Annotated in this window: 26 protein-coding genes; 12 read left to right on the top strand and 14 right to left on the bottom strand. The window is 48.9% G+C overall.

All coding sequences use genetic code 11. The features are described 5' to 3' along the window. The first annotated feature begins 34 nt into the window (after positions 1-34). Positions 35-316 carry a type II toxin-antitoxin system RelE/ParE family toxin gene (locus CRO03_RS08590; protein WP_097111204.1) on the top strand — a complete coding sequence of 94 codons (282 nt, stop codon included), beginning with the start codon at positions 35-37 and terminating at the stop codon, positions 314-316. Positions 317-333: 17 nt separating this feature from the next. After that, positions 334-648 carry a HigA family addiction module antitoxin gene (locus tag CRO03_RS08585; protein ID WP_097111203.1) on the top strand — a complete coding sequence of 105 codons (315 nt, stop codon included), beginning with the start codon at positions 334-336 and terminating at the stop codon, positions 646-648. A 32-nt stretch (positions 649-680) separates the two neighbouring features. On the opposite strand, the gene CRO03_RS08580 is transcribed toward CRO03_RS08585, so the two are convergent. The 14 genes from CRO03_RS08580 to metK all read right to left on the bottom strand — a co-directional run bounded on the left by CRO03_RS08580 (position 681) and on the right by metK (position 12917). Continuing rightward, a complete protein-coding gene (locus CRO03_RS08580; protein ID WP_097111202.1) occupies positions 681-1433 on the bottom strand; it encodes a LytR/AlgR family response regulator transcription factor in 753 nt (250 codons plus the stop codon). Continuing rightward, entirely contained in the window at positions 1417-2550 is a 1134-nt protein-coding gene (locus CRO03_RS08575; protein ID WP_097111201.1) for a sensor histidine kinase, read from the bottom strand. The genes CRO03_RS08580 and CRO03_RS08575 overlap by 17 nt, the downstream gene beginning before the upstream one ends. A 20-nt stretch (positions 2551-2570) precedes the next feature. Continuing rightward, positions 2571-3809, bottom strand: coding sequence for an ABC transporter permease (locus CRO03_RS08570; protein WP_097111200.1), 1239 nt, complete (start codon positions 3807-3809; stop codon positions 2571-2573). Continuing rightward, on the bottom strand, positions 3802-4512 hold the full coding sequence (locus CRO03_RS08565) for an ABC transporter ATP-binding protein (protein ID WP_097111199.1): 711 nt from the start codon (positions 4510-4512) through the stop codon (positions 3802-3804). Before CRO03_RS08565 ends, CRO03_RS08570 begins: the two co-directional genes overlap by 8 nt. A gap of 4 nt (positions 4513-4516) precedes the next feature. Then, positions 4517-5677: an efflux RND transporter periplasmic adaptor subunit gene (locus CRO03_RS08560; RefSeq protein WP_097111198.1), complete on the bottom strand. Its 1161-nt coding sequence runs from the start codon at positions 5675-5677 to the stop codon at positions 4517-4519. 22 nt (positions 5678-5699) lie between these two features. Next, positions 5700-6395 carry a YIP1 family protein gene (locus tag CRO03_RS08555; protein WP_097111197.1) on the bottom strand — a complete coding sequence of 232 codons (696 nt, stop codon included), beginning with the start codon at positions 6393-6395 and terminating at the stop codon, positions 5700-5702. Next, positions 6388-6672: a superinfection immunity protein gene (locus CRO03_RS08550; RefSeq protein WP_097111196.1), complete on the bottom strand. Its 285-nt coding sequence runs from the start codon at positions 6670-6672 to the stop codon at positions 6388-6390. Before CRO03_RS08550 ends, CRO03_RS08555 begins: the two co-directional genes overlap by 8 nt. 178 nt (positions 6673-6850) lie before the next feature. Next, positions 6851-7129, bottom strand: coding sequence for a DUF1653 domain-containing protein (locus CRO03_RS08545; RefSeq protein ID WP_097111195.1), 279 nt, complete (start codon positions 7127-7129; stop codon positions 6851-6853). Next, the gene (ruvX, locus tag CRO03_RS08540) at positions 7113-7535 is read right to left on the bottom strand and encodes a Holliday junction resolvase RuvX (protein WP_097111194.1); all 423 of its coding nucleotides are present in this window, start codon (positions 7533-7535) and stop codon (positions 7113-7115) included. Before ruvX ends, CRO03_RS08545 begins: the two co-directional genes overlap by 17 nt. After that, on the bottom strand, positions 7535-8092 hold the full coding sequence (locus tag CRO03_RS08535) for a YqgE/AlgH family protein (RefSeq protein WP_097111193.1): 558 nt from the start codon (positions 8090-8092) through the stop codon (positions 7535-7537). The genes ruvX and CRO03_RS08535 overlap by 1 nt, the downstream gene beginning before the upstream one ends. A 75-nt stretch (positions 8093-8167) precedes the next feature. Beyond that, positions 8168-9133, bottom strand: coding sequence for a glutathione synthase (gene gshB, locus CRO03_RS08530; protein WP_097111192.1), 966 nt, complete (start codon positions 9131-9133; stop codon positions 8168-8170). Between the two features lie 7 nt (positions 9134-9140). Further along, a complete protein-coding gene (gene rsmE, locus CRO03_RS08525; RefSeq protein WP_097111191.1) occupies positions 9141-9869 on the bottom strand; it encodes a 16S rRNA (uracil(1498)-N(3))-methyltransferase in 729 nt (242 codons plus the stop codon). A 109-nt stretch (positions 9870-9978) separates the two neighbouring features. Next, a complete protein-coding gene (locus CRO03_RS08520) occupies positions 9979-11562 on the bottom strand; it encodes an AbgT family transporter (RefSeq protein ID WP_097111190.1) in 1584 nt (527 codons plus the stop codon). A 206-nt stretch (positions 11563-11768) separates the two neighbouring features. Then, positions 11769-12917, bottom strand: coding sequence for a methionine adenosyltransferase (metK, locus tag CRO03_RS08515; RefSeq protein WP_097111189.1), 1149 nt, complete (start codon positions 12915-12917; stop codon positions 11769-11771). Between the two features lie 348 nt (positions 12918-13265). Here metK and tkt point away from each other — a divergent pair, with 348 nt between their 5' ends. The 10 genes from tkt (at position 13266) to CRO03_RS08465 (ending at position 23950) form a co-directional block, all read left to right on the top strand. Further along, positions 13266-15266 (top strand): transketolase, encoded by a 2001-nt coding sequence (gene tkt / locus CRO03_RS08510; protein WP_097111188.1) that lies wholly within the window; start codon positions 13266-13268, stop codon positions 15264-15266. A gap of 57 nt (positions 15267-15323) precedes the next feature. Further along, positions 15324-16334 carry an erythrose-4-phosphate dehydrogenase gene (epd, locus tag CRO03_RS08505; protein WP_097111187.1) on the top strand — a complete coding sequence of 337 codons (1011 nt, stop codon included), beginning with the start codon at positions 15324-15326 and terminating at the stop codon, positions 16332-16334. 19 nt (positions 16335-16353) lie between these two features. Continuing rightward, positions 16354-17544, top strand: coding sequence for a phosphoglycerate kinase (locus CRO03_RS08500; RefSeq protein WP_097111186.1), 1191 nt, complete (start codon positions 16354-16356; stop codon positions 17542-17544). A 104-nt stretch (positions 17545-17648) separates the two neighbouring features. After that, positions 17649-18713: a class II fructose-bisphosphate aldolase gene (gene fba, locus CRO03_RS08495; protein WP_097111185.1), complete on the top strand. Its 1065-nt coding sequence runs from the start codon at positions 17649-17651 to the stop codon at positions 18711-18713. Between the two features lie 264 nt (positions 18714-18977). Beyond that, positions 18978-19748, top strand: a complete 771-nt coding sequence (locus CRO03_RS08490; RefSeq protein ID WP_097111184.1) for a DUF3450 domain-containing protein — start codon at positions 18978-18980, stop codon at positions 19746-19748. A 6-nt stretch (positions 19749-19754) separates the two neighbouring features. Then, a complete protein-coding gene (locus CRO03_RS08485; protein ID WP_097111183.1) occupies positions 19755-21122 on the top strand; it encodes a MotA/TolQ/ExbB proton channel family protein in 1368 nt (455 codons plus the stop codon). Beyond that, positions 21122-21649: a MotA/TolQ/ExbB proton channel family protein gene (locus CRO03_RS08480; RefSeq protein ID WP_212682389.1), complete on the top strand. Its 528-nt coding sequence runs from the start codon at positions 21122-21124 to the stop codon at positions 21647-21649. Before CRO03_RS08485 ends, CRO03_RS08480 begins: the two co-directional genes overlap by 1 nt. Before the next feature lie 11 nt (positions 21650-21660). After that, positions 21661-22065, top strand: coding sequence for an ExbD/TolR family protein (locus tag CRO03_RS08475; protein ID WP_097111182.1), 405 nt, complete (start codon positions 21661-21663; stop codon positions 22063-22065). A gap of 2 nt (positions 22066-22067) precedes the next feature. Beyond that, complete coding sequence (locus CRO03_RS08470) at positions 22068-22682, top strand: energy transducer TonB (RefSeq protein ID WP_097111181.1); 615 nt, start codon at positions 22068-22070, stop codon at positions 22680-22682. A 2-nt stretch (positions 22683-22684) separates the two neighbouring features. After that, complete coding sequence (locus CRO03_RS08465) at positions 22685-23950, top strand: tetratricopeptide repeat protein (protein ID WP_097111180.1); 1266 nt, start codon at positions 22685-22687, stop codon at positions 23948-23950. Positions 23951-24042 lie beyond the last annotated feature (92 nt).

Here is a 24042-nt window from a genome sequence, read left to right as displayed (position 1 = left end):
GACGCGCGTCACGTGACAGGTTACATTTTGGGCCATGATAAAAACTTTCGCAGACAAACGCACCTCTGAGCTTTATGTCAGTGGTAAGGCTAAAAGGTTTCCGCCAGATTTAGCGAGGCGGGCTGCACGTAAGCTTGAATATCTTAATCTTGCAAAGTATTTAGATGATTTAAAGGTACCGCCTGGAAACAGACTACATACGCTATCTGGAGACAGGAGTGGTCAGCATGCAATATCAGTTAATGACCAGTGGCGTATTTGTTTTCGTTTCGTAGATGGTGACGCATATGATGTTGAAATATGTGATTACCACTGATTAAAGAGGTAGTGATTATGTCAATCTCCAATAATGTGGGCTTGCAGCGTAAACCAACACATCCTGGTGAGATGATTCGGGAAGATTTTATACCAGACTATGGTTTAACTGCGAGCAAGCTTGCTGAAGCGCTGGGCGTGTCACGCCAGTCGGTTAATGAATTACTGCGCGAGCGCCGGGCAGTCAGCCCTGAAATGGCGTTACGTCTTAGCCGTTTGTTTGGCAACTCCGCCGAGTTCTGGCTAAACGCACAGCGTGCAGTGGATTTGTGGGTCGCTGCGCAGGTTATTAAAGAACAGGTTGATCGAATCAAACCGCTAAGTGCAGCCTGAAATAAGCCTGCCATGGCGATTCGGGTAATCATTTAAAATGATCCGAATCGCTGCTTAAGTTGCTGTGCCTGGCGCCGACTGACATCTATTTGCTTTCCATCATTAAGTACAGCAACAAGTCCACCATCACTGATCCCAGCTTCAATATGTTCAATGGCATCCAAGCGGATAATATCGGCGCGGCTGGTTTTAAAAAAATAGGCCGGGTCCAGCTTTTGCTCAATTCTGGCCAGTGAGCTGTGCAGATAACTTTTGCCATAAGCGGTATAAACTGCGGCATGGTTGCCGATGCTTTCAAAGCGGTATATTTCCTGTAAACGTACGATGCGATTAATATCACCGAACTTCAGCAAAATACCATGATGCTCTGGCAAAACGTGCAAGTTTGACTGTTGCTCAGTCTCAGTTGGCGGGCTTTCGTCGGTGTCTGCTACCGGCAGCCGGGCAATGGTTTTTGCCAGCCGCTCTGGCGCAACCGGTTTGAGTAAGTAATCGATAGCATTCAGCGAGAACGCATCCAGCGCATAACTGTTAAAAGCAGTAACAAAGACAAAGCGGGTGCTGGCCGGGATGTCATTGGCCAGCTCAATACCCGTTACTTCCGGCATCTGAATATCCAGAAATACCAGGTCTATTTGCTGCTCTGCCAATATTGCCAGGGCCTCAGCAGCGCTGGCGGCCTCGGCCACAATTTCACACTGCGGATGCGCCCGCAACAACCGTTTTAATTCATTACGGGCCAGCCGCTCATCATCCACAATTAAGGTTTTAAAGGCTGTGGGCATAAGGTAGCTCCAGGCGCACGGTGTAAAGGTTATTGTGCTGCTCAGTCGTAATGCTGGCCTGCTCACCACACATCAGTTGCAGCCGCTTGCGACAGTTACTTAAACCGGTGCCGGTGCACTGGCTGTCTGAGCGCGCACCAACAGTGTTCGTGATCACTAGCTGCCAGCGGTTACCTTGCCTGCCAGCATTAATTTCAATACTGCCGGGCGCAGCGTTAGGGCTGATGCCATGTTTTACTGCATTTTCCAGTAAGGTCAGTAGGCACAGGGTGGGTAACAGTTGCTGCGCGACGTCATCGGCAATATTTACCTTAAGCTGCAGCCGTTGCTCCAGCCGCACCTGCTCAATTTTCAGGTAGTGCTGGCACAGCAGCCATTCTTCCTGCAGGGTAGCGGTGGGGCGCAAGTGCGCCTGTAAATGCACCCGGAACAATTCGGCCAGCTGGGTAACGGTATCGGCAGCTTTGTGTTGGTCTTCAAAAATAAGCGCCCGGATACTGTTTAAGGCATTAAACAAAAAATGCGGGTTTAACTGGTTAGTCAGTTGTTGTAACCGTGCCTGCTGCATTTCTTGCTGTAAGGCTTTGCGGCTCTGGCGCATTTGCCAGCCGATGTAAAACAAACTCCACAGGATATACAGGCCCAGATGCATTGACCACATCATCACCACCAGCGTAGTGAGCGAGAAATGCATTTGCAGGCCTTCAGCACTGTCCTTATTTACAATGGCGATTTGCTGCATATCTGTACTGTTAAGGGCAGGCAAAAATGAGATGAAAACACTTACTACAGCCAACAACAGTGCCGCCAGTACCAGCATCAGGGCAAATTTCATGGCGGCACCAAAGCTAAAACCGCGGTAATAAAAAATTCTGAGTGGTGGCCGGAGTAAAAAATGACTAACCAGCACAAAACAACCGGCTTCCAGCAGGTAGCGGATAAAGAAAGTCACCAGCAATGCTTGTTGCTCGTCCTGCATAAAAGGCAGGCTGTAAAGCAAATAAAAGCTGACAAAAAGCACAAACGTCAGCAGTTGACCAATCCGGTAGGCGCGGTTGGTTTGCCAGCACAGCTGCCAGTGCTGGCGCCAGTAAGAGGAGGTATTAATACTATTCATAACGGATTATTCATAAGGGATTATTCATAACGAAGCGCATCTATCGGATTAAGGCGGGCGGCTTTAATGGCCGGGGCCAGGCCAAATACCACGCCAATTAAGGTGGTAAAACCGATGGCCAGTAGCACCGCCCATAACGGAATTAACGCATCGGGCATGGCCGGCATCATTAAGCCGATAAAACTGGCCACCCCTGCCCCCAGGGCTAAACCAATAATGCCACCAAACAACGACAGTACCAGCGCCTCAACCAGAAACTGAATAAGAATAAATTGCGGCGTAGCGCCCAGTGCTTTGACAATACCGATTTCCCGGGTGCGTTCGGTAACCGATACCAGCATAATATTCATCACGCCGATACCACCCACCAACAGGCTGATACTGACTACACCACCGGCGACCAGGGTAATGGTGCGGGTAATGGTATTAAACTGTTCAATCATCCGTTCGGCACTGACAAATTCAAACGGGTCGGGTTCATCTGCACCCAGTTTATAGTGCTGGCGCAATAAAGCGCGCATTTGCTGCTGTATTTGCTGAGCGTCGGCACCGGCGGCAGGGCGGAACATCACATCAATATTGCGGGCCGCACGTTCGCCGCTTAATGAACGAATGGTGCTGAACGGGGCAATAATGTAGTTATCCTGGTCAAAACCAAACATACTGCCACGGGTTTCTGCCACGCCGATTATCCGGAACCAGTCACCCGACAAATTAATAAACTCACCGACCGGGTTGGCGGGTAAGTCGAGCTGCTTAATCAGCGACGAGCCGATAAAAGCAACCCTTCGCCGACGATCATCGTCACTGCCTGACAGAAAACGACCCGCTTCCGGGTATACCCGCACCACATTCTGATAGCTGCTGTCGGTGCCGATAATCTGGGACTGGGCAGTGTTGCGGCCATATTGCACCTGGGAGCCCATACTGAATGCCTGCATGCTGGCGGTCATATCCTCCACGTTACTTATCCGGCTTTTCAGCATCAAAAAGTCGTCGTAATGCAGCCGGTTTTGGATACCCAGCATTTGCTGGTTGGTCGGGGTATAGGCTCTGAGGGTGATCATGTCACTGCCTAAATCGTCCAGTTGGCTGGTAATGCTGTGGCTAAGCCCCTGCATAATGGCTACAACGGTAATAACCGCAGCAACGCCAATGATAATACCCAGGGTGGTAAGGGCGCTGCGCAGGCCATGGGCGCGAATTGAAGCAAAGGCGGCCTTACTGCCTTCAAAGCCAGCATGTAGAAATTTAAGCATGGCTGGCTACTCCCTGCGGGTTACGAAAATCCTGTTCAATTTCGCCATCGACCAGCCGGATCATCCGCTGACAGTGATCGGCAATATCCTGCTCGTGGGTAACCAGAATGATGGTGTGACCTTCCTGATGCAGCTGATCGAACAACGCCATAATATCTTTGGTGGTTTTACTGTCCAGGTTACCTGTGGGCTCATCGCCGAGCAGAATACGCGGTTTTGTTACCAGTGCCCGGGCAATAGCTACCCGCTGGCGCTGCCCGCCCGACAGCTGGTTGGGTAAATGGCCGGTTTTATCAGCAAGGCCAACCCGTTGCAGGGCTTCCAGAGCCAGTGCTTTGCGCTGGCTGTTGGCTATTAACCGGTAAATAAGCGGTTGCATCACATTGGCTAGTACGGTGGCACGGGGTAACAGGTTAAAGCTCTGAAAAATAAAGCCAACCGCTTCGTTACGCAGTTCGGCCAGCTCAGTTTCATTCATGGTTGATACGTCGCGGTTTGCCAGCTGGTAATGGCCGGCGCTTGGGGTATCAAGGCAACCCAGAATATTCATTAAGGTTGATTTGCCAGAGCCTGACGGGCCAATAATTGCGACGTAGTCATTTTCTGTAATTGCCAGGTCAACATGTTTCAACGCGTAAAAGGTCTCGTCAGCCATCTGATAACTTTTACTGACCTGGTGCAGCTGAATAACCGCATTACTCATGTCACTATTCCTGCTGTTCTGTGGCAAGGCGGCGCCCTTCAGCCAGGCCAAGCATGGTACGGGCCGGGCCTACAATAACTTCGTCACCTGCTTGCAGGCCAGTTAATATTTCCTGAGCAATATCGGTCGCCATGCCAAGGGTAACGGTTTGTTTCACCGCGACGTTATCCACTACTTTCCAGACAAAGTAAGCGGCTTCCTGCTGCTGCGAGTCTTGTTGAATGGCAGCAATCGGTACCTGCAAGCTTTGCTGTTTTTGCGACAAAATAATTTCGGCGCGACAACTCATCCCCGGGTACAGCGCAATATCCTGTGGTTGCAGCAACACTTTTACCCGGAATGATAAGCTCTGGCTCTGGTTAAGATAACGGGCTGAAGTCGCAATCTGGATAACTTCGCCCTGAATAGCCTGATGCGGATAGGCTGCAGCATAAATTTCAGCTTGTTGACCAAGATGAACATTGGCAATGTCTGCTTCGTCTACCCGCAATTCGGCCAGAATGGCACTGGGATCGGCCAGGGTCATTAACGGACTGCCAATAATATTGGTACTGCCGGCAATAACGGTTTCGCCTGGTTTGATATCAACGGTGGACAGCAAACCGGCAATCGGGGCCCGGTACAGGGTTTTACTCAGATTATCTTCGGCCATTGCCAACATGGCCTGGCCTTGTTGCAACGCCGCCTCAGCCGAGCGAACATTAATCCCGGCAATATCGAGTTGGCTTTGCAGGCTGTCTATCGTTTCCTGTTGAATAAGGCCGCTTTTTAAAAGCTGCTGTTGCCGGTTGAACTGGCGCTGTAAATCAGCCAGTTGCGCTTTGGCGCGGGCAATATCAATTTGCTGACTTTGCACCATGGCCCGGTTGCGGTTGACGTCTGCGGCAAAAGCCGTGTCGTCAAGTCGCATTAACATCTGGCCTTTTTCAACCGTGTCGCCTTCCTCAACTAACACTTCCAACACCCGGCCGGTAACCTCAGAGCGAATTTGGATCTGGGTATTATACTCCAGGTTACCCGACGCCAGAATGCTGTCGGCCAGCGCCCCCTCACTGACCAGCGCCGTCGTGACGCTGGTAGTTTGTTGTTGTTTCCGGTATTGACTCAGGCTCAGCAACCCCACCAGTACGGCGACGATTACCAGCAATATCAGCAGCTTTTTCATTAGTTAATTCCGTTTAACTAGCTTAGATAAATGCAGCCCACAAACCGTAAATAACCAGCAGCGGCGCGTAGCCCAGCAGGGCGCTTTTCAGTGCACTGTAGCCACTCCAGCAATGCAGGCCAACAGCGAATAAGCCACCAATCCACAAATAAATTAAGTTAAAGTTCTCAGCCCATGCATACCAGGCGTGACCGGGCTCCAGACCAAACAACAATTGGTTTAATGACAGATAGTTGGCCGTGGTTAAGGGTAAGTTTGGATCACTGCTGATCAGTACCAGAATAATCAGCCCCAGCATATTTAATACCCCTGGCATGTTGCTCCAGACCGCCATCGCGAACCAGTCACCATAAGGGCGTTTCTGGCCCGGGTTACCCACCAGCATCAGATACAAAGCCATAATGGCCATAATGATCGGGGTCATCACCAGTATGGCGGCCACGGAAATAATGCCGGTTTTATCGGCCATTTGTCCCATAACCGCCCGGCTTTGCTCAATTTCTGCCGGGGTCATACTGTGGGCGGCCTGGGCAATCTGCTGTTCCACTATCCACTCCGGGCTCATGCCGGAGTAAAAGTACCAGATACCAACGACATTAACGACCAGGATGAGTAGCAATGCTATCCAGCTCCAGCCTTTTTTCTCAGGAAGTATATTAAACACCTGTTTGGGCGCAACGTAGATATCCAGCAGCGCCTGACCGACATTTTTACTCATGACTGTTCTCCATTTGTTGTGACGTTTTATTCTTATTAAATAGGTTCTTGTCCAGCAGCTTGCCAGTGAACGCGACACCGATAAGCGCACACCAGGCGATAACCGAAAAACCGGCCGGAATGTTGGCCAGCACTATTTTGCCAAGGTGTTTGCGGTTAAAAAATAATGCAACCAGGCTTGGAATAAAATAGATAGCCAGAAACAATGGAACAAACCAGAGCAAGAAACCGATGCTGCTTTGCTGATATAAATGTAACCATTCAGTAGATTCAAACATAACATGCTCCCGCGAGTTAACAAAAAAGTTAAATGTAACGACTTTTGTCATAAGCAACGGTAACAAGAGTAAAACTATTTAGTGTGGCGAGAGGGAAAAAAATGATAAGCGGTTGTTTACGGTGATTTTCGGCAGAATTTAGCAAGTAATAGTATTGATAAGCGTGTTAAGCAAGAATTTACAATGGCGATTCTTCGCCAATAAATTGAAAGCGGGCCAGTTCTTCGCCGGCAATTTCGACAGTTTCACTAAACATACTGGCCGGGCGGGCCCATAAACCAAAGTCGCCGTATAACGCGCGGTAAATAACCAGCCATTCGTCGGTTTCACTGTGGCGGGCTAAATCGATAACCTGATAATAGGCACCTTTGTAATGCTGATAATAACCGGGAACAATTGCGGGTTTAGCGTTGTTAGCGGGCTCAAGACTTTTAAATCGCTCAGGGCTGTTGTTCATACCAACCTTCAAAAATTATTTGTGCCGACAGGCTGTCTACTTTGTCTTTGGTCAGCTTGCGATAGCCACCTTCGGCAAATAAACGGCTGCGGGCGTCTGCCGTGGATAGCCGTTCATCATGCAGCTCAACCGGTAAACCATAGCGGCCATGCAGCCGGTTGGCAAATTTACGGGTACGGATGGTAAAGTCCTGCTCAGTACCGTCCATGTTCAGCGGTAAGCCAACCAGCAGCAGTTGCGGCTGCCAGTCGGCGATAAGCTTCGCTATCTGATCCCAGTTGGGGGTGCCGTCCTGGGCTTTTAACGCCGGCAATAAGGTGGCACTGCCGGTAAGATCATTTCCTACCGCCACGCCAATACTTTTGGTGCCGTAGTCAAAACAAAGTACGGTCTTGCTGTTATTCATTACGCGTGGCCAGCCTCAGCGGTTAACTGCCAGGGTTTAATCCCCATTTTAGCGGTGGCAGATTGCCATTTTTCAGCGTGGCTTAAGTCAAAAATAATGCTGTTGTCTGCCGGGATCACTAACCAGCTGTTGTCAGCAATTTCCTGCTCCAGCTGGCCGGCAGTCCAGCCAGCATAGCCCAGGGCCAGCAAAAATTTCTCTGGCGCGGCAGGGGTGGTTAAGTCGATTAAAATATCTTTTGACGTGGTAACCATCAGGCCGTTATTTAACTCTAAGGTACTGCTGTAGCCTCCTTTAGGGCTATGCAGCACAAAGCCACGATCGCTTTGCACCGGCCCACCAGCGCATACCGCGCTGCGCGCCACCGGACTTTTACCATCAAATTCAATTTGTAACTGCTTTAATAAATCGGCTACGGTCACGTTCAGCGGATGGTTAATAACTATGCCCATCGCGCCTTCTGCAGTATGTTCGCAAATGTAGGTAACACTGCGCTTAAACATCGGGTCGTCCAGCGCAGGCATTGCGATTAAAAAATGATCCTGGAAATCTTGCATAACAACCTCACTTTTGTAGTTGTAACATGGCGATTAGCGCATCGCAGTTACAGCATTGTGGTTACAGCACTGCAGTTATGGTACAGGGGTGGCGGTCAGGCGTTGCTCAATAGCATCGAACAACATACCGGTAATGCTTACCGGAAAAGCCGCCTCGATTTCACGAATACAGGTGGGACTGGTGACATTGATCTCAGTAAGTTTATCACCAATTACGTCTAAACCAACAAAAATAAGCCCTTTTTCTTTTAACACCGGCCCCAGCGCCCGCGCTATCGCCCAGTCTGAGTCAGACAAGGGCCTGGCCTCACCACGGCCGCCTGCCGCCAGGTTGCCCCGGGTTTCACCACTGGCCGGGATCCGGGCCAGACAGTAGGGTACCGGCTCGCCGTCAACCACTAAAATGCGTTTGTCACCTTCACTTATTTTAGCGATATATTGCTGCGCCATGGCATAGCGGCTGCCATGTTCTGTAAGGGTTTCAATGATGACACTGACATTGGCATCGCCCGGTTTTAAGCGGAAGATAGACGCGCCACCCATGCCGTCCAGCGGTTTTAAAATGACGTCCTGCTCAGCCTGATAAAACGCTTTTAAGCGCGCCGCATCCCGGCTGACCAGAGTTTTCGGGGTGAACTGGCTAAACCAGGCGGTATAAAGTTTTTCGTTGGCATCACGCAGGCTTTGCGGCTTATTAACAATAAGGCTGCCAGCTTGCTCGGCCCGTTCCAGCATGTAAGTCGCATAAATATATTCGGTATCGAACGGCGGGTCTTTGCGCATCAATATTACGTTCAACTCAGCCAGGGCGATGTCCTGTTCTTTGTTGAACTGATACCAACTTTGTTTATCTTCCCGCAGGGTCAGAGTTTTGGTGGTGGCCCGGGCTTCCCCTTCCAGCAGGTACAAGTCAGCCATCTCCATATAATGGATTTCATAGCCGCGATGCTGGGCTTCCAGCAACATGGCAAAACTGGAGTCTTTTTTTATATTAATCTGGCTGATGGGGTCCATTACTACCCCCAGTTTAATTGCAGTCATAATACCCTCAGGCGAGATCGCCAAATTGCAATTGCAAAGCACTGATTGCGCTCAGTGCCGCTGTTTCAGTACGAAGTACCCGTGGCCCTAACTGAATTCCGGTAAAGTCAGCCTGACTGGTGGCGGCAACCTCAGTTTCAGTAAAACCGCCTTCCGGGCCGATAACCAGCCGGATATGCTGACTGGCCGTTAAGGTTTTAATGGTGGCGCTGGCCCGTGGATCCAAGGTCAACTGCAATGAATTTGTACGCTGGGCCAGCCATTGGTCTAACTGGATTGCCGGGTGCACCGTTGGCACTACGCTGCGACCACACTGCTCACAGGCACTTATAGCAATTTTCTGCCATTGTTCATTACGTTTGCTCAGCCGATCCCCGTCCAGTTTAACCCCGCAGCGTTCAGTAAATAGCGGGGTAATTTCGGTTACCCCCAGTTCAACCGCTTTTTGAATAGCAAAATCCATCCGGTCACCGCGCGAGATAGCCTGGCCCAGGTGAATACTAAGCGGTGACTCAACCGGGTTAGCCTGCGCGTCAGTAATGTTTACCGATACCTGCTTTTTACTGACTTCAGTAATAGTGGCAGTGTAGTTATTGCCATCGCCATTAAACAGTTGCAGCGCCTGACCGGCTTGCATCCGCAACACCCGGCCAACATGGTTGGCAGCGTCATCATCTAATTGTAAGGTACTATTTGCGGCTAAGGTCTGAGGCGTATAAATTCGGGGGATCCGCATAGCAACTGCTCCGCTGTAAAAGACGTTAATGGTAGCAGGGAAAGCATTTTTTCAAAATAAAAAACCGCTGCCAAAGCAGCGGTTTCAGTTGAGCAATACAGCTTAAAAATTAACGAACTGGCAGGTACTGATAACTAGAGTCAATACCAAGTGGGATGTCTAAGGCCCAGAAACCAAGCAGGAAAGCGGTCCACAGTGTCAGCATGACCACCGAAAACGGCAGCATTAAGGCTACCAGCGTACCAATGCCGCTATTTTTGACATATTTCTGACAGAACACCACGATCAATGGGAAATACGGCAGTAACGGCGTGATGATATTGGTTGATGAATCACCTACCCGGTAGGCCGCTTGCGTCAGATCTGGTGAGATACCTAACTCCATCAGCATAGGTACCATAATGGCACCAATTAACGCCCACTTGGCTGATGCCGATCCGACCACTAAATTGACAAAGCCTGATAAAAATACAATGCCCACCAACGTCATACCTAAGGGTAAACCCATTTCTTTCAGAGCATTAGCGCCTTTTAACGCCATCAGTACACCCAGATTAGACTGGCTGAACGCATATAAAAACAAGGCACAGAAAAATGCCATAACAATGTAGTAGCCCATGCCACTCATCGCATGGCTCATACCCGCGACGACATCGCGGTGGCTTTTAACAGAACCAGAGACATAACCGTAGACAATGCCCGGCACCAGGAAAAACACAAAAATAATGGTAACAATCGACTTCATCAAGGGTGCAGCGGCGGTCAGCAGCGGGTTAACCCCTGGCAATACATCTTCTGGTTTGGCGGCCCAGGGCGTGTTTTCCGGTAATACAATGGTTAGTGCTAACAAGCCTATAACTGCCAGCATCGAGAAAGCTGCGGCTTTTAACCCACGTAATTCGTTGGGCTTTAATGGCTCCATCGTCACCATTTGTGAGGTGTCACCATCTACTTTCGTGCCTTTTAAACGCGGCTCTATCACTTTATCGGTAAGAAACCAGCCAATCGCCACAATTAAAAAAGTTGATGCGGTGGTAAAGAAGTAGTTGTTTAGTGGGTTGACGGTAACTGTCGGGTCCAGAATTTGCGCAGAGGCCTGGGTTAAACCTGCCAGTAACGGGTCTAAACTGGACGGCACAAAGAAGGTAGCCGAAAAGCCACCGGAAACGCCGGCAAAAGCGGCGGCAATACCCGCCAGCGGATGACGGCCAGCAGCATAAAAAATGACAGCGCCAAGCGGCACAACCAATACGTAGCCTGCATCAACAGCGACGTGGCTTAATATACCAACGGCAATTAATACCGGTGTCAGCAACATTTTTGGCGTCACAGAGAGTATCGAGCGTAAGCCGGCATTAATAAAACCGGTATACTCAGCTACACCTAAACCTAACATCGCTACCAGTACTACGCCCAAAGGTGGGAAAGTAACAAAGGTATTGACGATGTTAGACGAAAAGTTAGTTAAGGCATCGCCAGACAGTAAGTTTACTATCTGGATAGCTTCACCGGTTCTTGGGTTAAGTTCGTCAAAGCTGACACCCGACAATAACCAGGATAAGACCCAGACAATAACCATCAATAAGGCAAATAGTACCGCAGGATCGGGTAATTTATTACCCACCACTTCTATGGTGTTGAGCGCACGATTTATCCAGCCGTTTTTTTCTTCGGCGGTAATTTGTTCAGACATAGATTTTCCTTTGACCTTTTTTCTTTCTTATCTTTTTATTTGTCAGCCGCTATAGCTTGCAGCTTAACCCTGGAAGGTAAAACGCCCTTATCATACACAAAACACCGGTGTTGGTAAGGGGAAAATAAGCTGAAGTGCCAATAAAAATAGAAAAGGAGAACCTGAGTTCTCCTTTTTGACGGGGTATAGTCTTTTAAATAAAGTAATTATTTAGCGTATTGGCGCAGTAAATCAGCTTTATCTGTTTTCTCCCACGGGAACTCGCTGCGGCCAAAGTGACCGTAGGCGGCAGTGGCGCCGTAAATAGGCCGCTCCAGGTCCAGCATTTCAATCAGGCCATACGGGCGCAGGTCAAAATGCTCACGCACCAGTTTAATTAACTGCTCTTCGCTCAGCTTGCTGGTACCAAAGGTCTCGAGGCTGATAGACGTTGGCTCGGCGACACCAATCGCATAAGACACCTGCAACTCACAGCGGTCAGCTAAGCCTGCTGCAACAATGTTTTTCGCAACATAACGTGCTGCATAAGCGGCTGAACGGTCAACTTTTGACGGGTCTTTACCCGAGAAAGCACCGCCACCATGGCGCGCCATACCGCCGTAGGTATCAACAATAATTTTGCGGCCGGTTAAACCACAGTCGCCCATTGGCCCGCCAATGACAAAGCGACCAGTCGGGTTAATAAAGTATTTGGTTTTGCTGGTTAACCACTCAGCGGGTAGTACCGGCTTAATAATGGTTTCCATTACTGCTTCGCGTAAGTTTTCAGTGCTGATGGTGTCGCAGTGCTGCGTAGATAACACCACGGCATCAATACCCACCGGCTTACCGTCTTCATATATAAAGCTTAACTGCGACTTGGCATCTGGCCGTAACCAGGGCAGGGTGCCGTCTTTACGTACCTGTGCCTGACGCTGCACCAGCCGGTGCGCATAAGTAACAGGAGCCGGCATTAACACGTCGGTTTCATTACTGGCATAACCAAACATTAAACCCTGGTCGCCGGCCCCTTGCTCGCGAGGGTCGGTTTTATCCACGCCCTGATTAATATCTGGTGATTGCTTACCAATGGCATTCAGCACTGCGCAGGAATCAGCATCAAAGCCCATATCTGAATGGGTATAACCAATTTCACGTACGGTTTTACGGGTCAGTTCTTCAATGTCGACCCAGGCAGTGGTGGTAATTTCACCACCAACCAGTACCATGCCGGTTTTTACAAACGTTTCGCAGGCGACACGAGCTTTCGGGTCTTGTTCCAGAATTGCATCTAATACTGCATCGGAGATTTGATCGGCGATTTTATCCGGATGTCCTTCAGATACCGACTCAGAAGTAAAAATATGTTGTGCCATCTGTGTATTCCACCAAAGTTGGTTAATTCATCACGCTGGGGGCCAAATTACTATTGTGCATACTTTTGTATATATTGCTGAAACTCAGCCTGCACGTCGCCGCCAGAAAAATAGCCGCTTATTTTAGTGAAACAGACCGGCCTTGGCTAGTAATATTTGACGCCCAGACGTCTTTAATGCCAAAGTTTACGGTAAAGTTAATAAGCCGATCAGTTATAACTTAATTTAATTTTCCACCACCGAAATTAATTTTCCGCCGAGATTATCATTTGCCATCTGGTCGGCAGTAAGTGAAAATAAGGCCCCAGGTTTATGACGTACCCATTAAATACACTAGCAGGAGCTACAATGCCATCTCGTAAACAACTCGCCAATGCAATCCGTGCGTTAAGCATGGATGCCGTTCAAAAAGCAAAATCAGGCCACCCCGGCGCCCCTATGGGCATGGCAGATATTGCAGAAGTACTCTGGCGTGATTACCTGAAGCATAACCCTGCTAACCCGGCCTGGGCCGACCGTGACCGCTTTGTGTTATCAAATGGCCATGGTTCTATGCTGTTGTATTCGCTGTTGCATCTCAGCGGTTACGATTTAACCATTGAAGATTTAAAACAGTTCCGCCAGTTGCATTCCAGAACCCCGGGACACCCGGAATATGGCTATGCGCCGGGTGTAGAGACTACCACCGGCCCATTAGGGCAGGGTATTACGAATGCAGTAGGCATGGCACTGGCAGAAAAAGCACTGGCAGCGCAGTTTAATCAGCCCGAGTTCCCGGTCGTTGATCACCACACCTATGTGTTTTTAGGTGACGGCTGTCTAATGGAAGGGATCTCACATGAAGCCTGTTCCATCGCCGGTACCCTGGGGTTAAATAAGCTGATTGCATTCTGGGATGACAATGGCATTTCGATTGACGGCCATGTTGAAGGCTGGTTTACCGACGATACCCCGGCCCGCTTTGCGGCTTATGGCTGGCACGTTATTGCCAATGTTGACGGTCATAACAGTGATGCCGTTAAAGCAGCGATAGCCCAAGCGCAGGCTCAGACTGATAAGCCTACCCTTATTTGTTGTAAAACGGTAATTGGTTATGGCTCACCGAATAAAGGTGGCAGCCATGATTGCCATGGTGCACCGTTGGGTGATACTGAAATAGCGGCCTCACGTGATTACCTGCAATGGCCACATGGGCCGTTTGAAATCCCGGCCGATATCTACGCAGAGTGGAATGCCAACAGCAAAGGTGCCGCGGCAGAACAGCAGTGGAACAGCTTGTTTGCAGCGTATAAAAAAGCCCACCCGGAACTGGCAGCGGAATTCAGCCGTCGCACCGCCGGTGAATTACCGGCCAACTGGGCTGAGCAATCACAAGCATATATTGAAAAGCTGCAAGCCAACCCGGCTACTATTGCCAGCCGTAAGGCCTCGCAAAATGCATTAAATGCCTTTGGCCCCTTGCTGCCGGAATTGATGGGGGGCTCTGCTGATTTAGCTGGCTCAAACCTGACTATCTGGTCTGATTCAAAACCGCTTACCGCCAAAGATGCCAGCGGCAACTATATTTATTATGGGGTGCGCGAGTTTGGTATGTCAGCCATGATGAATGGCATAGCGTTACATGGTGGCTTTGTGCCATACGGTGCAACCTTTTTAATGTTTATGGAGTATGCCCGTAACGCAGTGCGGATGGCCGCGTTAATGAAACAACGGGTGATCTTCGTTTATACTCACGATTCAATTGGTTTGGGTGAAGATGGCCCGACGCACCAACCGGTAGAGCAATTAGTCAGCTTACGTGCCACCCCTAATTTAATGAACTGGCGTCCGTGCGATCAGGTAGAGTCAGCCGTGGCATGGCAGGCGGCAATTGAGCGCACAGCGGGCCCGACTACCTTGATTTTCAGCAGGCAAAACCTGGTACAGCAGCAGCGTGATCTGGCAACGGTGAGTAATATTAAACGCGGTGGTTATGTGCTGGTTGACAGCGCGCAAAAGCCGGAACTGATTATTATTGCCACCGGCTCAGAAGTTGAACTGGCCGTACAGGCAGCGAAAACCCTGACTGAACAGGGCAAGCAGGTACGGGTGGTATCAATGCCATCTACCGATGTATTCGATGCCCAGGATGCTGCGTATCGTGAAACAGTATTACCTGCAGCTGTTACTAAGCGCATTGCGGTAGAAGCCGGTATTGTTGACAGCTGGTACAAGTATGTTGGATTAACGGGCGATATTATTGGCATGACCAGTTTTGGTGAGTCGGCGCCTGCCGAGCAGTTGTTTAAGCATTTTGGTATTACCGTCGATGCTATAGTAGATGCTGCAGCCAACCAACTGAACGGTTAACCGTTAACATTAACACAATCCCGGGGCCGCTTAGCGGTCCCACTTTTATGTGGTGATATGGCAATTAAACTGGCAATTAACGGCTTCGGCCGGATTGGCCGCAATATTTTGCGGGCGATCTATGAAAATGGATGGCAACAGCAACTACAGGTTGTTGCAATTAACGAACTGGCCGATGCGAAAGGGGTTGCTCACTTATTAAAGTATGATACTTCACATGGCCGTTTCGGTTTTAACGTAGAATCATTTGCTGGTGGTATCCGGGTTGCAGGTGACGAGATTGCGCTGTTCAGCGAAGCCGATCCGTTAGAGCTGCCCTGGACTGAGCTGGATGTCGATGTGGTGCTGGAGTGCACCGGGGTATTTCACAGTCGTGAGCATGCCAACTGGCACTTAACTGCCGGCGCAAAAAAAGTATTGTTTTCTCATCCGGCAGATACAGATATTGATGCCACTATTATTTATGGTATCAACCAGCATTTGCTTAGCGCAGAGATGACGGTAGTCTCTGCCGGCTCTTGTACGACAAACTGCATAGTGCCGGTTATTCAGGTGCTGGATCAGCATTTTGGGGTTGAAAGTGGCACCATAACCACTATTCACGCGTCGATGCATGACCAGCAGGTTATAGATGCCTACCATCCGGATTTACGCCGGACCCGGGCGGCCAGTCAGTCAATTATTCCGGTGGATACTAAACTGGCGCTGGGCATCGAACGCATTTTACCGAAGTTTGCCGGCAGGTTTGAAGCAATAGCGGTACGGGTGCCCACTGTTAACGTTACGGCTATGGATTTAAGTGTTACCTTGCATCAGGATGTCAGCATTGACAGGGTAAATAAAGCATTGCAACAAGCCGGAATGGGCAACCTGGCGGGTATTCTCGATTATACTGAAGAGCCGCTGGTGTCGGTTGATTTTAATCATAACCCGCACTCCTGCATTGTCGATGGCTCCCAGACCCGGGTCAGCCACAAACGATTAGTTAAATGCCTGGTATGGTGCGATAACGAATGGGGTTTTGCCAACAGGATGCTCGATACAGCGCGGGCCATGCGGCAACAATAGTAATGACAAGGAGCAATTAATGAGCGTTATTCGGATGAGCGACCTGGATTTGGCAGGACAGCGGGTATTGATTCGGGAAGACTTAAATGTGCCGGTAAAAGACGGCAAAGTAACGTCCGATGCCCGGTTAAAGGCTGCACTACCCACTATTCAGCTGGCGCTGGATAAAGGCGCGAAAGTTATGGTGATGTCACACCTGGGCCGGCCTGAAGAGGGAGTGTTTGCAGAGGAGGCATCGCTGCTGCCAGTGGTTGATTATTTGTCTCAGGTACTAACGGTACCGGTGCGGCTGGCTAGCGATTACTTACAAGGCGTCGAGGTAAATACTGCAGAAGTGGTGGTATTTGAGAACGTCCGCTTTAACAGCGGTGAAGCAAAAAATGATGACCAGCTGGCAAAGCAGCTTGCTGCCTTATGTGATGTGTTTGTGATGGATGCATTTGGTACGGCCCACCGGGCCCAGGCATCTACTCATGGTGTGGCAAAATTTGCTCCCGTTGCCTGTGCCGGGCCATTATTAGTCGCAGAGCTGGATGCGCTGGGCGCGGCGTTAAAGAACCCGAAACGGCCGTTGGTGGCGATTGTTGGTGGCTCAAAAGTATCGACTAAGCTGACCGTGCTGGAATCGTTGTCAGGTATCGTTGACCAGCTTATTGTTGGAGGCGGTATTGCCAATACCTTTATTGCTGCTGAGGGCAATAATGTGGGTAAATCGCTGTACGAGCCAGATTTAATTCCGGAAGCCAAGCGGCTTATCGAACAGGCCAGAGCGCGCGGCGCTATGATACCGGTGCCAACTGATGTGGTAGTAGGGCAGGAATTCAGTGAGCAAACGCCGGCCAGTCTAAAGCTGGTGGCAGATGTTGCCAGTACCGAGATGATTTTTGATGTGGGCCCGGCAACCGTTGGCCTGTTAACCAATATTCTGAAAAATGCCGGTACTATAGTCTGGAACGGTCCGGTAGGGGTGTTTGAGTTTGAGCAGTTTGCAGCAGGTACCAAAGCAGTAGCTGAGGCAATTGCCAGTAGTGACGCTTTCTCAATTGCCGGGGGCGGTGATACCCTGGCCGCCATTGATAAATATGGTATTGCCAAAGATGTATCTTATATTTCTACTGGTGGTGGCGCTTTTTTAGAGTTTTTAGAAGGCAAAACCTTACCAGCAGTCGCTATACTGGAACAACGGGCTGGCGACAGACAAAAAAATTAAGTTTGATAAGCATCGCGGCAAAAGCGATGTCATAAAAAATTCATAATAAAATAATGACGACATTTTACCTACAAACTGTACCTTAGTATAAAAGAGAGGCTTTCATGGCACTGATATCATTACGGCAAATGCTCGATCACGCCGCCGAAGTGGGTTACGGCATCCCGGCATTTAACGTAAATAACCTGGAACAAATGCGCGCCATTATGCTGGCCGCAGATAAAACGGACAGCCCGGTGATAGTGCAGGCTTCGGCAGGTGCGCGCAAATATGCGGGGGCACCGTTTTTACGCCACCTGATATTGGCAGCTGTAGAAGAGTTTCCCCATATTCCGGTGGTAATGCATCAGGACCATGGCACCTCACTGGCAGTATGTCAGCGCTCGATTCAGCTTGGTTTTTCATCTGTGATGATGGATGGCTCATTGGGCGAAGATGGTAAAACGCCAATGGATTATGCATACAATGTTAATGTAACGCGCAAGGTAGTTGAAATAGCGCACGCCTGTGGCGTCTCAGTGGAAGGTGAGTTAGGTTGTCTCGGCTCGCTGGAAACCGGCGAAGCCGGTGAGGAAGATGGCATTGGCGCGAGTGGGGTGTTAACCCATGAGCAAATGCTTACTGATCCGGAAGAAGCGGCACAGTTTGTCCGTGAAACGCAGGTTGACGCGCTGGCTATTGCTTGTGGTACCTCGCATGGTGCTTATAAATTCAGCCGGCCACCTACTGACGATATTCTGGCCATTGACCGGATTAAAGCAATCCATCAACGGATCCCGGATACCCATCTGGTGATGCACGGCTCGTCATCAGTACCACAAGACTGGCTGGAAGTAATAAATGAATATGGCGGTAAAATCCCGGAAACTTACGGCGTGCCTGTTGCTCAAATACAACAGGGTATTAAGTTTGGGGTACGTAAAATTAACATCGATACAGACTTGCGGTTAGCGTCTACCGGGGCTATTCGTCGTTACCTGGCGCAGCATCCGGCTGAATTTGATCCAAGAAAGTATTTACAGGCTTCAGTAACAGCAATGGCAGACATTTGTATTGCCCGTTACGAAGCATTTGGCTGTGCCGGCAATGGTAGTAAAATTAAAGCCTTGTCGCTCGATGCTATGGTTGATTTATATACGGCGGGCAAATTGACGCCGCATATAAAATAACCAAAATATTTAATGCGTCATTAAATATTAACAACTATAGGTTTAATGACGCTTAAAATTGGTGATAAACCGGCCGGATCATCGCGGTAAACCCTAGGTTCAGGCAGCTGCATGCTGTTGACAACCTGAGTTTTAACTGCAATGATGCGGACGGTTTACCCTCTAACCGAGGGCTTATTGTATCTGAATTTTGCGTCTTAATTTTTCAGCGTAAGCCCTTACACTAATCAGGTTACGTTAATCAGCAATAATTGGTTGGGAACTATGTTTAACAAAAAAATTCAAAAGAGTCTTGTTGCCTCAGCGCTGGCTGGCAGCTTAGCTTTTGCCGGTTCTGCCGCTGCAACAGACTTAAAAGATCTACACCAGGCGAATAGCCAGATCCAACGTGCTGCACTGCAGTCTCAGGAAAAAATTAACACTATATACGAGCAAACTCAGGAATTACTGGGCGAGTACCGTGTTGTCGTAGTGCAAACTGAAAACCTAAAAGTTTACAACGACTTTTTGCAAACGCTGGTTAACGACCAACAACGCCAACTGGACTCTTTACAGCGCCAGATGGACGATTTGGAAAATACCAACAAAGGTACTGTACCTTTGATGTTCCGGATGATTGATGCGTTAGAGCAATTTGTAAACGCTGATATTCCACTGCGTACCGAGCGTCGGTTAGAGCGTGTTGAAAAGTTACGTGAACTGATGGAACGTTCTGACGTTCAGCGTTCAGAGCAGTATCGTCAGATCCTGGAAGCATACAGCATTGAAATGGGCTACGGCACAGAAATGGCTGCATTCCAGGGTACCCTGAATTTTGAAGGTCAGGAAATTACTGTTGATTATTTAAGTGTTGGCCGCTTAGCGCTTACCGCTCAGTCTTTAGACGGTAAAGCAGCCTGGGCTTATAACAAAGAAACAAAAGGCTGGGAAAAGCTACCTGATTCATATATGAATTCAATCACCAACCTTATCAAGATGTCGCGTCGTGAAGCGACTCCTGATATGGACCGTGTACCACTTTTCGCAGCGGAGTAAGAATAAATGAGAAAGGCTATTAAAACATTGGTTGTTGCTGCTGCGGTTACTTTATCTGCATCAGTAGCATTTAACGCTGCAGCTAACACGGCTCAGCTTGACCAGCTACTTGAACAAATTAAGAAAGAGCGTGCTGTTGAAGGCCGGATGAACCAGGAGCGCGAACGTGCTTTCCTGGCTGAGCGTGCTGACAAGCAAGCGTTACTGAATACTGCAAAAAGACAATTTGCAGAAGAAGAAGCGCGCGGTGATCGTTTAGCCAAGCAGTACTCTGAAAACGACATCTTAATTGCTCAGAAAATCCAGGAGCTGGAAAGCGCTCAGGGTACCATGGGTGAAGTATTCGGTGTGGTACGTCAATCTGCTAACCAGGCAATTGGTGTGATTACCAGTTCACTGATCAGTGCTCAGTATCCTGGCCGTGAAGAGCCATTGCGTGCTATTGCTGCTGCGACTGAGTTACCAACATTAAGCCAGATGGAAGACCTGTGGGTTGCCATGCTGACTGAAATGACTGAATCAGCTAAAATTTCTCAGTTTGATGCTGAAGTGGTTAAGTTAGATGGCGGTAGTTCAACCGAGCGGGTTACCCGTTTTGGTGCCTTCCACCTGACTACCGACGACCAGTACTTAATCCGTAACGTTGATACTGACCAGATCCAACCTCTGGGTCGTCAACCACAGTCAAAAATTCACAACTCAGTTGCTGAGTACCACAATGCCTCTACAGGCGAGTTAGCCGGTTTATACATTGACCCTACCAAAGGCAACAGCTTACTGCGCTTAAACCAGCAACGTAGCACACTGATGGAATACTACCACCAGGGTGGCACTGTTGGTTACCTGATCACGGTATTACTGTTTATCGGCTTACTGATTGCGCTTGAGCGCTTCCTGGTATTAACCATGGTTGGCGGCAAAATGCGTTCACAGCTGAAAAACCTGGCCAGCCCTTCAGACAGCAACCCACTGGGTCGTATTCTGAATGTGTATCACCAGAACCGTTCTGCTGATGTGGAAAACCTTGAACTGAAACTTGATGAAGCCATCCTGCGCGAAACGCCAAGTATTGACCGTGGTATTGGTTTAATTAAGTTGTTTGCTGCGGTAGCACCGCTGATGGGTCTGTTAGGTACCGTTATCGGTATGATCCTGACGTTCCAGCAAATTACCCTGTACGGAACCGGTGACCCGAAACTGATGGCAGGCTCAATCTCTTTAGCGTTGGTAACAACGGCTCTGGGTCTGATTGCAGCATTACCACTGTTGTTTGTTCACAGCATTGTCCAGGCTAAAGCAAAATCGATTTTACACGTGTTAGATGAGCAAAGCGCAGGTATTGTTGCTGCTCATGCGGAGAAGGAGAACGCCTAATGATGACCCAGCTAGTAGGGCTGTGGGAATCGGTACAGGATTTTATTCATACCGGTGGCAACGTGTTATACGTTGTTGCCGTGGTTCTCTTCATCATGTGGTTTTTGATGTTAGAGCGCTACTGGTACGTATCGGCAGTATTTCCTAAGATTAAAAAGGATATTATTGCCAAATGGGATGCCAGAGCTGATACCACGTCCTGGTATGCCCATAAAATCCGTGATACCTGGATTTCTGAGGCGACAAATGACCTTGATCAGCGGATGTTACTGATTAAAACTCTGGTTGCAATGTGTCCATTGGTTGGTTTGCTTGGCACAGTAACCGGCATGATAGCGGTATTCGACATCATGGCGACACAAGGTACAGGTAACCCCCGTACTATGGCTGCCGGCATCTCGATGGCAACAATTCCGACAATGGCGGGTATGGTTGCAGCGTTATCAGGATTGTTTTTCAGTTCGCGGCTTGAAACAAAAGTGAAACGGGAAAAAGCAGATCTCGTTGACAGCTTACCGCATCATTAAGAGAGAATTTTATGGCACGTAAACGTATTCGTGAAGACGAGGAAGCGGCAATCGACATCACGCCGATGATGGATATCGTTTTCATTATGTTGATATTCTTCATCGTAACGACTTCTTTCGTGAAAGAAGCTGGTATCGATGTTAACAAGCCGGAAGCAACCCAGGCCCAGCAAAAGCCGTCAGCTACTATCTTTATTGCTATTCGTGAGAATGGCGAAGTATGGATGGATAAGCGGATGGTTGATATTGAGCGGGTTTCTGCCAACATTGAACGTTTAAGAGCTGAGTCGCCAACAGATACTATTATTCTGCAGGCTGATGTTGGCGCTAAACACGGTGTAGTAATGGAAGTAATGGATCAGGTTAAAGCTGCTGACCAGTCGCTTATAATTACCATTGCCGGGGAGAAAAACTAGTTATGATGCGTTTCCTAACATCGTTAATTATCGGTGCAGTGGTAACGTTTCTGTTGTTTCTGATCATGGCGCTGCTGATTCAAAGCAGCGACAAACGTCGGGCGCCTGAGCAAGAGCGTATTGTTGTTGAAATCAACACTACGCCGCCTGATTCAGATACACAGGTGCGGCGGCCTCCACCGCCACCACCACCACCACCACCGGCTGAGCCGCCAAAAACGCCGCAGCCAGAGCCTGAGCAGACTAATACCGCAGGTGCGGTTGGTTTTAACATGCCGGGTATGGATTTAGGCGCAAATGTTGGCTTAAATAATCCTGGTTCGTTGTTACGAGATGGCGATGCTACCCCGATAGTGCGGATCGAACCGCGTTATCCGGTGCAAGCTGCCCGTGATGGCTTACAAGGCTGGGTTCGCTTAAGCTTTACCATAATGGAAGACGGCAGCGTCGATGAAGTACAGGTTATTGAAGCTGAACCACGTCGGGTGTTCGACCGTGAAGCGATTCGTGCGCTGCGCCGTTGGAAATACAGCCCTAAAGTTGTAGATGGTAAAGCACAGCGGCAACCAGGCCAGCAGGTTCAGCTAGACTTTACCTTAGACATGGCCGGAGGTTAACTATGAAAAAATTAACGTTATTAACTTCCAGTTTAGTGTTAGCAGCGAGCTTCAGTATATTTTCGCTTCCGGCAGCGGCGCAGGATTTAACTGCAGCTGACCGTGAGCGGATTGAAGCGCGTAAAAATGCTAAAACTCAATTACCCGGCGAGCGGGTAGGTCGGGTAATCACTAAAGCGCTTGAGTTATACAACGAAGAGAAAATCGACGAAGCGATTGCAGTGTTAGTTGACGCTGATCCAAGTGGTGATTTTGATAAAGCATTTCTATACCGGTTCCTTGGTAATATTTATGCATTTAAAGACATTCCACAGGCGATAAAGTATCTGGAACTGGCAGTAAAACCTGATGTGCTGGGTTTTAATGACCAGGCTGCAGCCCTTAAAATATTAGCTGACCTGCAAATTCAGGAAGGCCGTTTTAAGGTTGCGATTGAAAGCTACCGTCGTTGGATGCGCTTTACCGGTGAAAACGATCCTGATGCATACTTACGTATTGCCAACGCCCATTTTCAGCTGGGTGAGTACGATAAGGTTGTGCCGGCTGCAGATAACGCTATCCGCTTTGCTAAAGAACCCAATAAAAATCATTATTTAATGAAAATGGGCGCTTTCTACGAGCTGAAACGTTATCCGGAAACCGTTGCCACGGTCGAAACTATGGTGCAGTTATTCCCGGAAGAAAAGACCTACTGGATTTATCTGGGTAACTTTTACACTCTGGTTGAAGACTATACTAAATCGTTAAGCGCATTTCAGATTGCTTACTCGCAAGGTTTCCTTGAGAAAGAATCTGAGTTTAAAGCGTTAGGTCAGATGTATGCGAATAACAATATTCCATACAAAGCCGCTACCATTTATGAGAAGTACGTTAAAAGTGGTCAGATCAAGAAAGATCGGACTATGCTTTCAGCTATTGCTTCGAATTTCCAGGCGGCTCGTGAGTTTAGCAAAGCTGCCGAGTACTATGGCGAACTGGCTAAACTGACTAACGAAGCTGATGCGTATCGCCGCCAAGGTATGGCGCTGATGTCTGTGCAGCGTTATCCGGATGCGATTACTGCATTTAATGCAGCGTTAAGCCGTGATGCTGACCGGCCAGGTAGTATTCATCTGAATATTCTGGAAGCGTACTTCTATCAGGGTAAACTGAAAGAAGCCTATGCTGCCCTGCAGCAAGCGAAAAAAGACCCCTCAACCTCACGCCAGGTGCGCAGTTGGGATTCTTACATCAAAGACCGTGCTAAAACCAAAGGTATCAGCCTTTAATTCTGGCATGTGCAAAAAAGCCCGCTTAATGCGGGCTTTTTATATTTAAATCATGAGCTAAGCCCGCTTAGTGCGGGCTTTTTATATTTAAA

Source organism: Arsukibacterium tuosuense (assembly GCF_900215315.1).
GTDB classification, from domain to species: Bacteria; Pseudomonadota; Gammaproteobacteria; order Enterobacterales; family Alteromonadaceae; genus Alishewanella; species Alishewanella tuosuense.
Note: the sequence above shows the minus strand (reverse complement) of the source record. Positions and strands in the feature narration are given on the sequence as shown.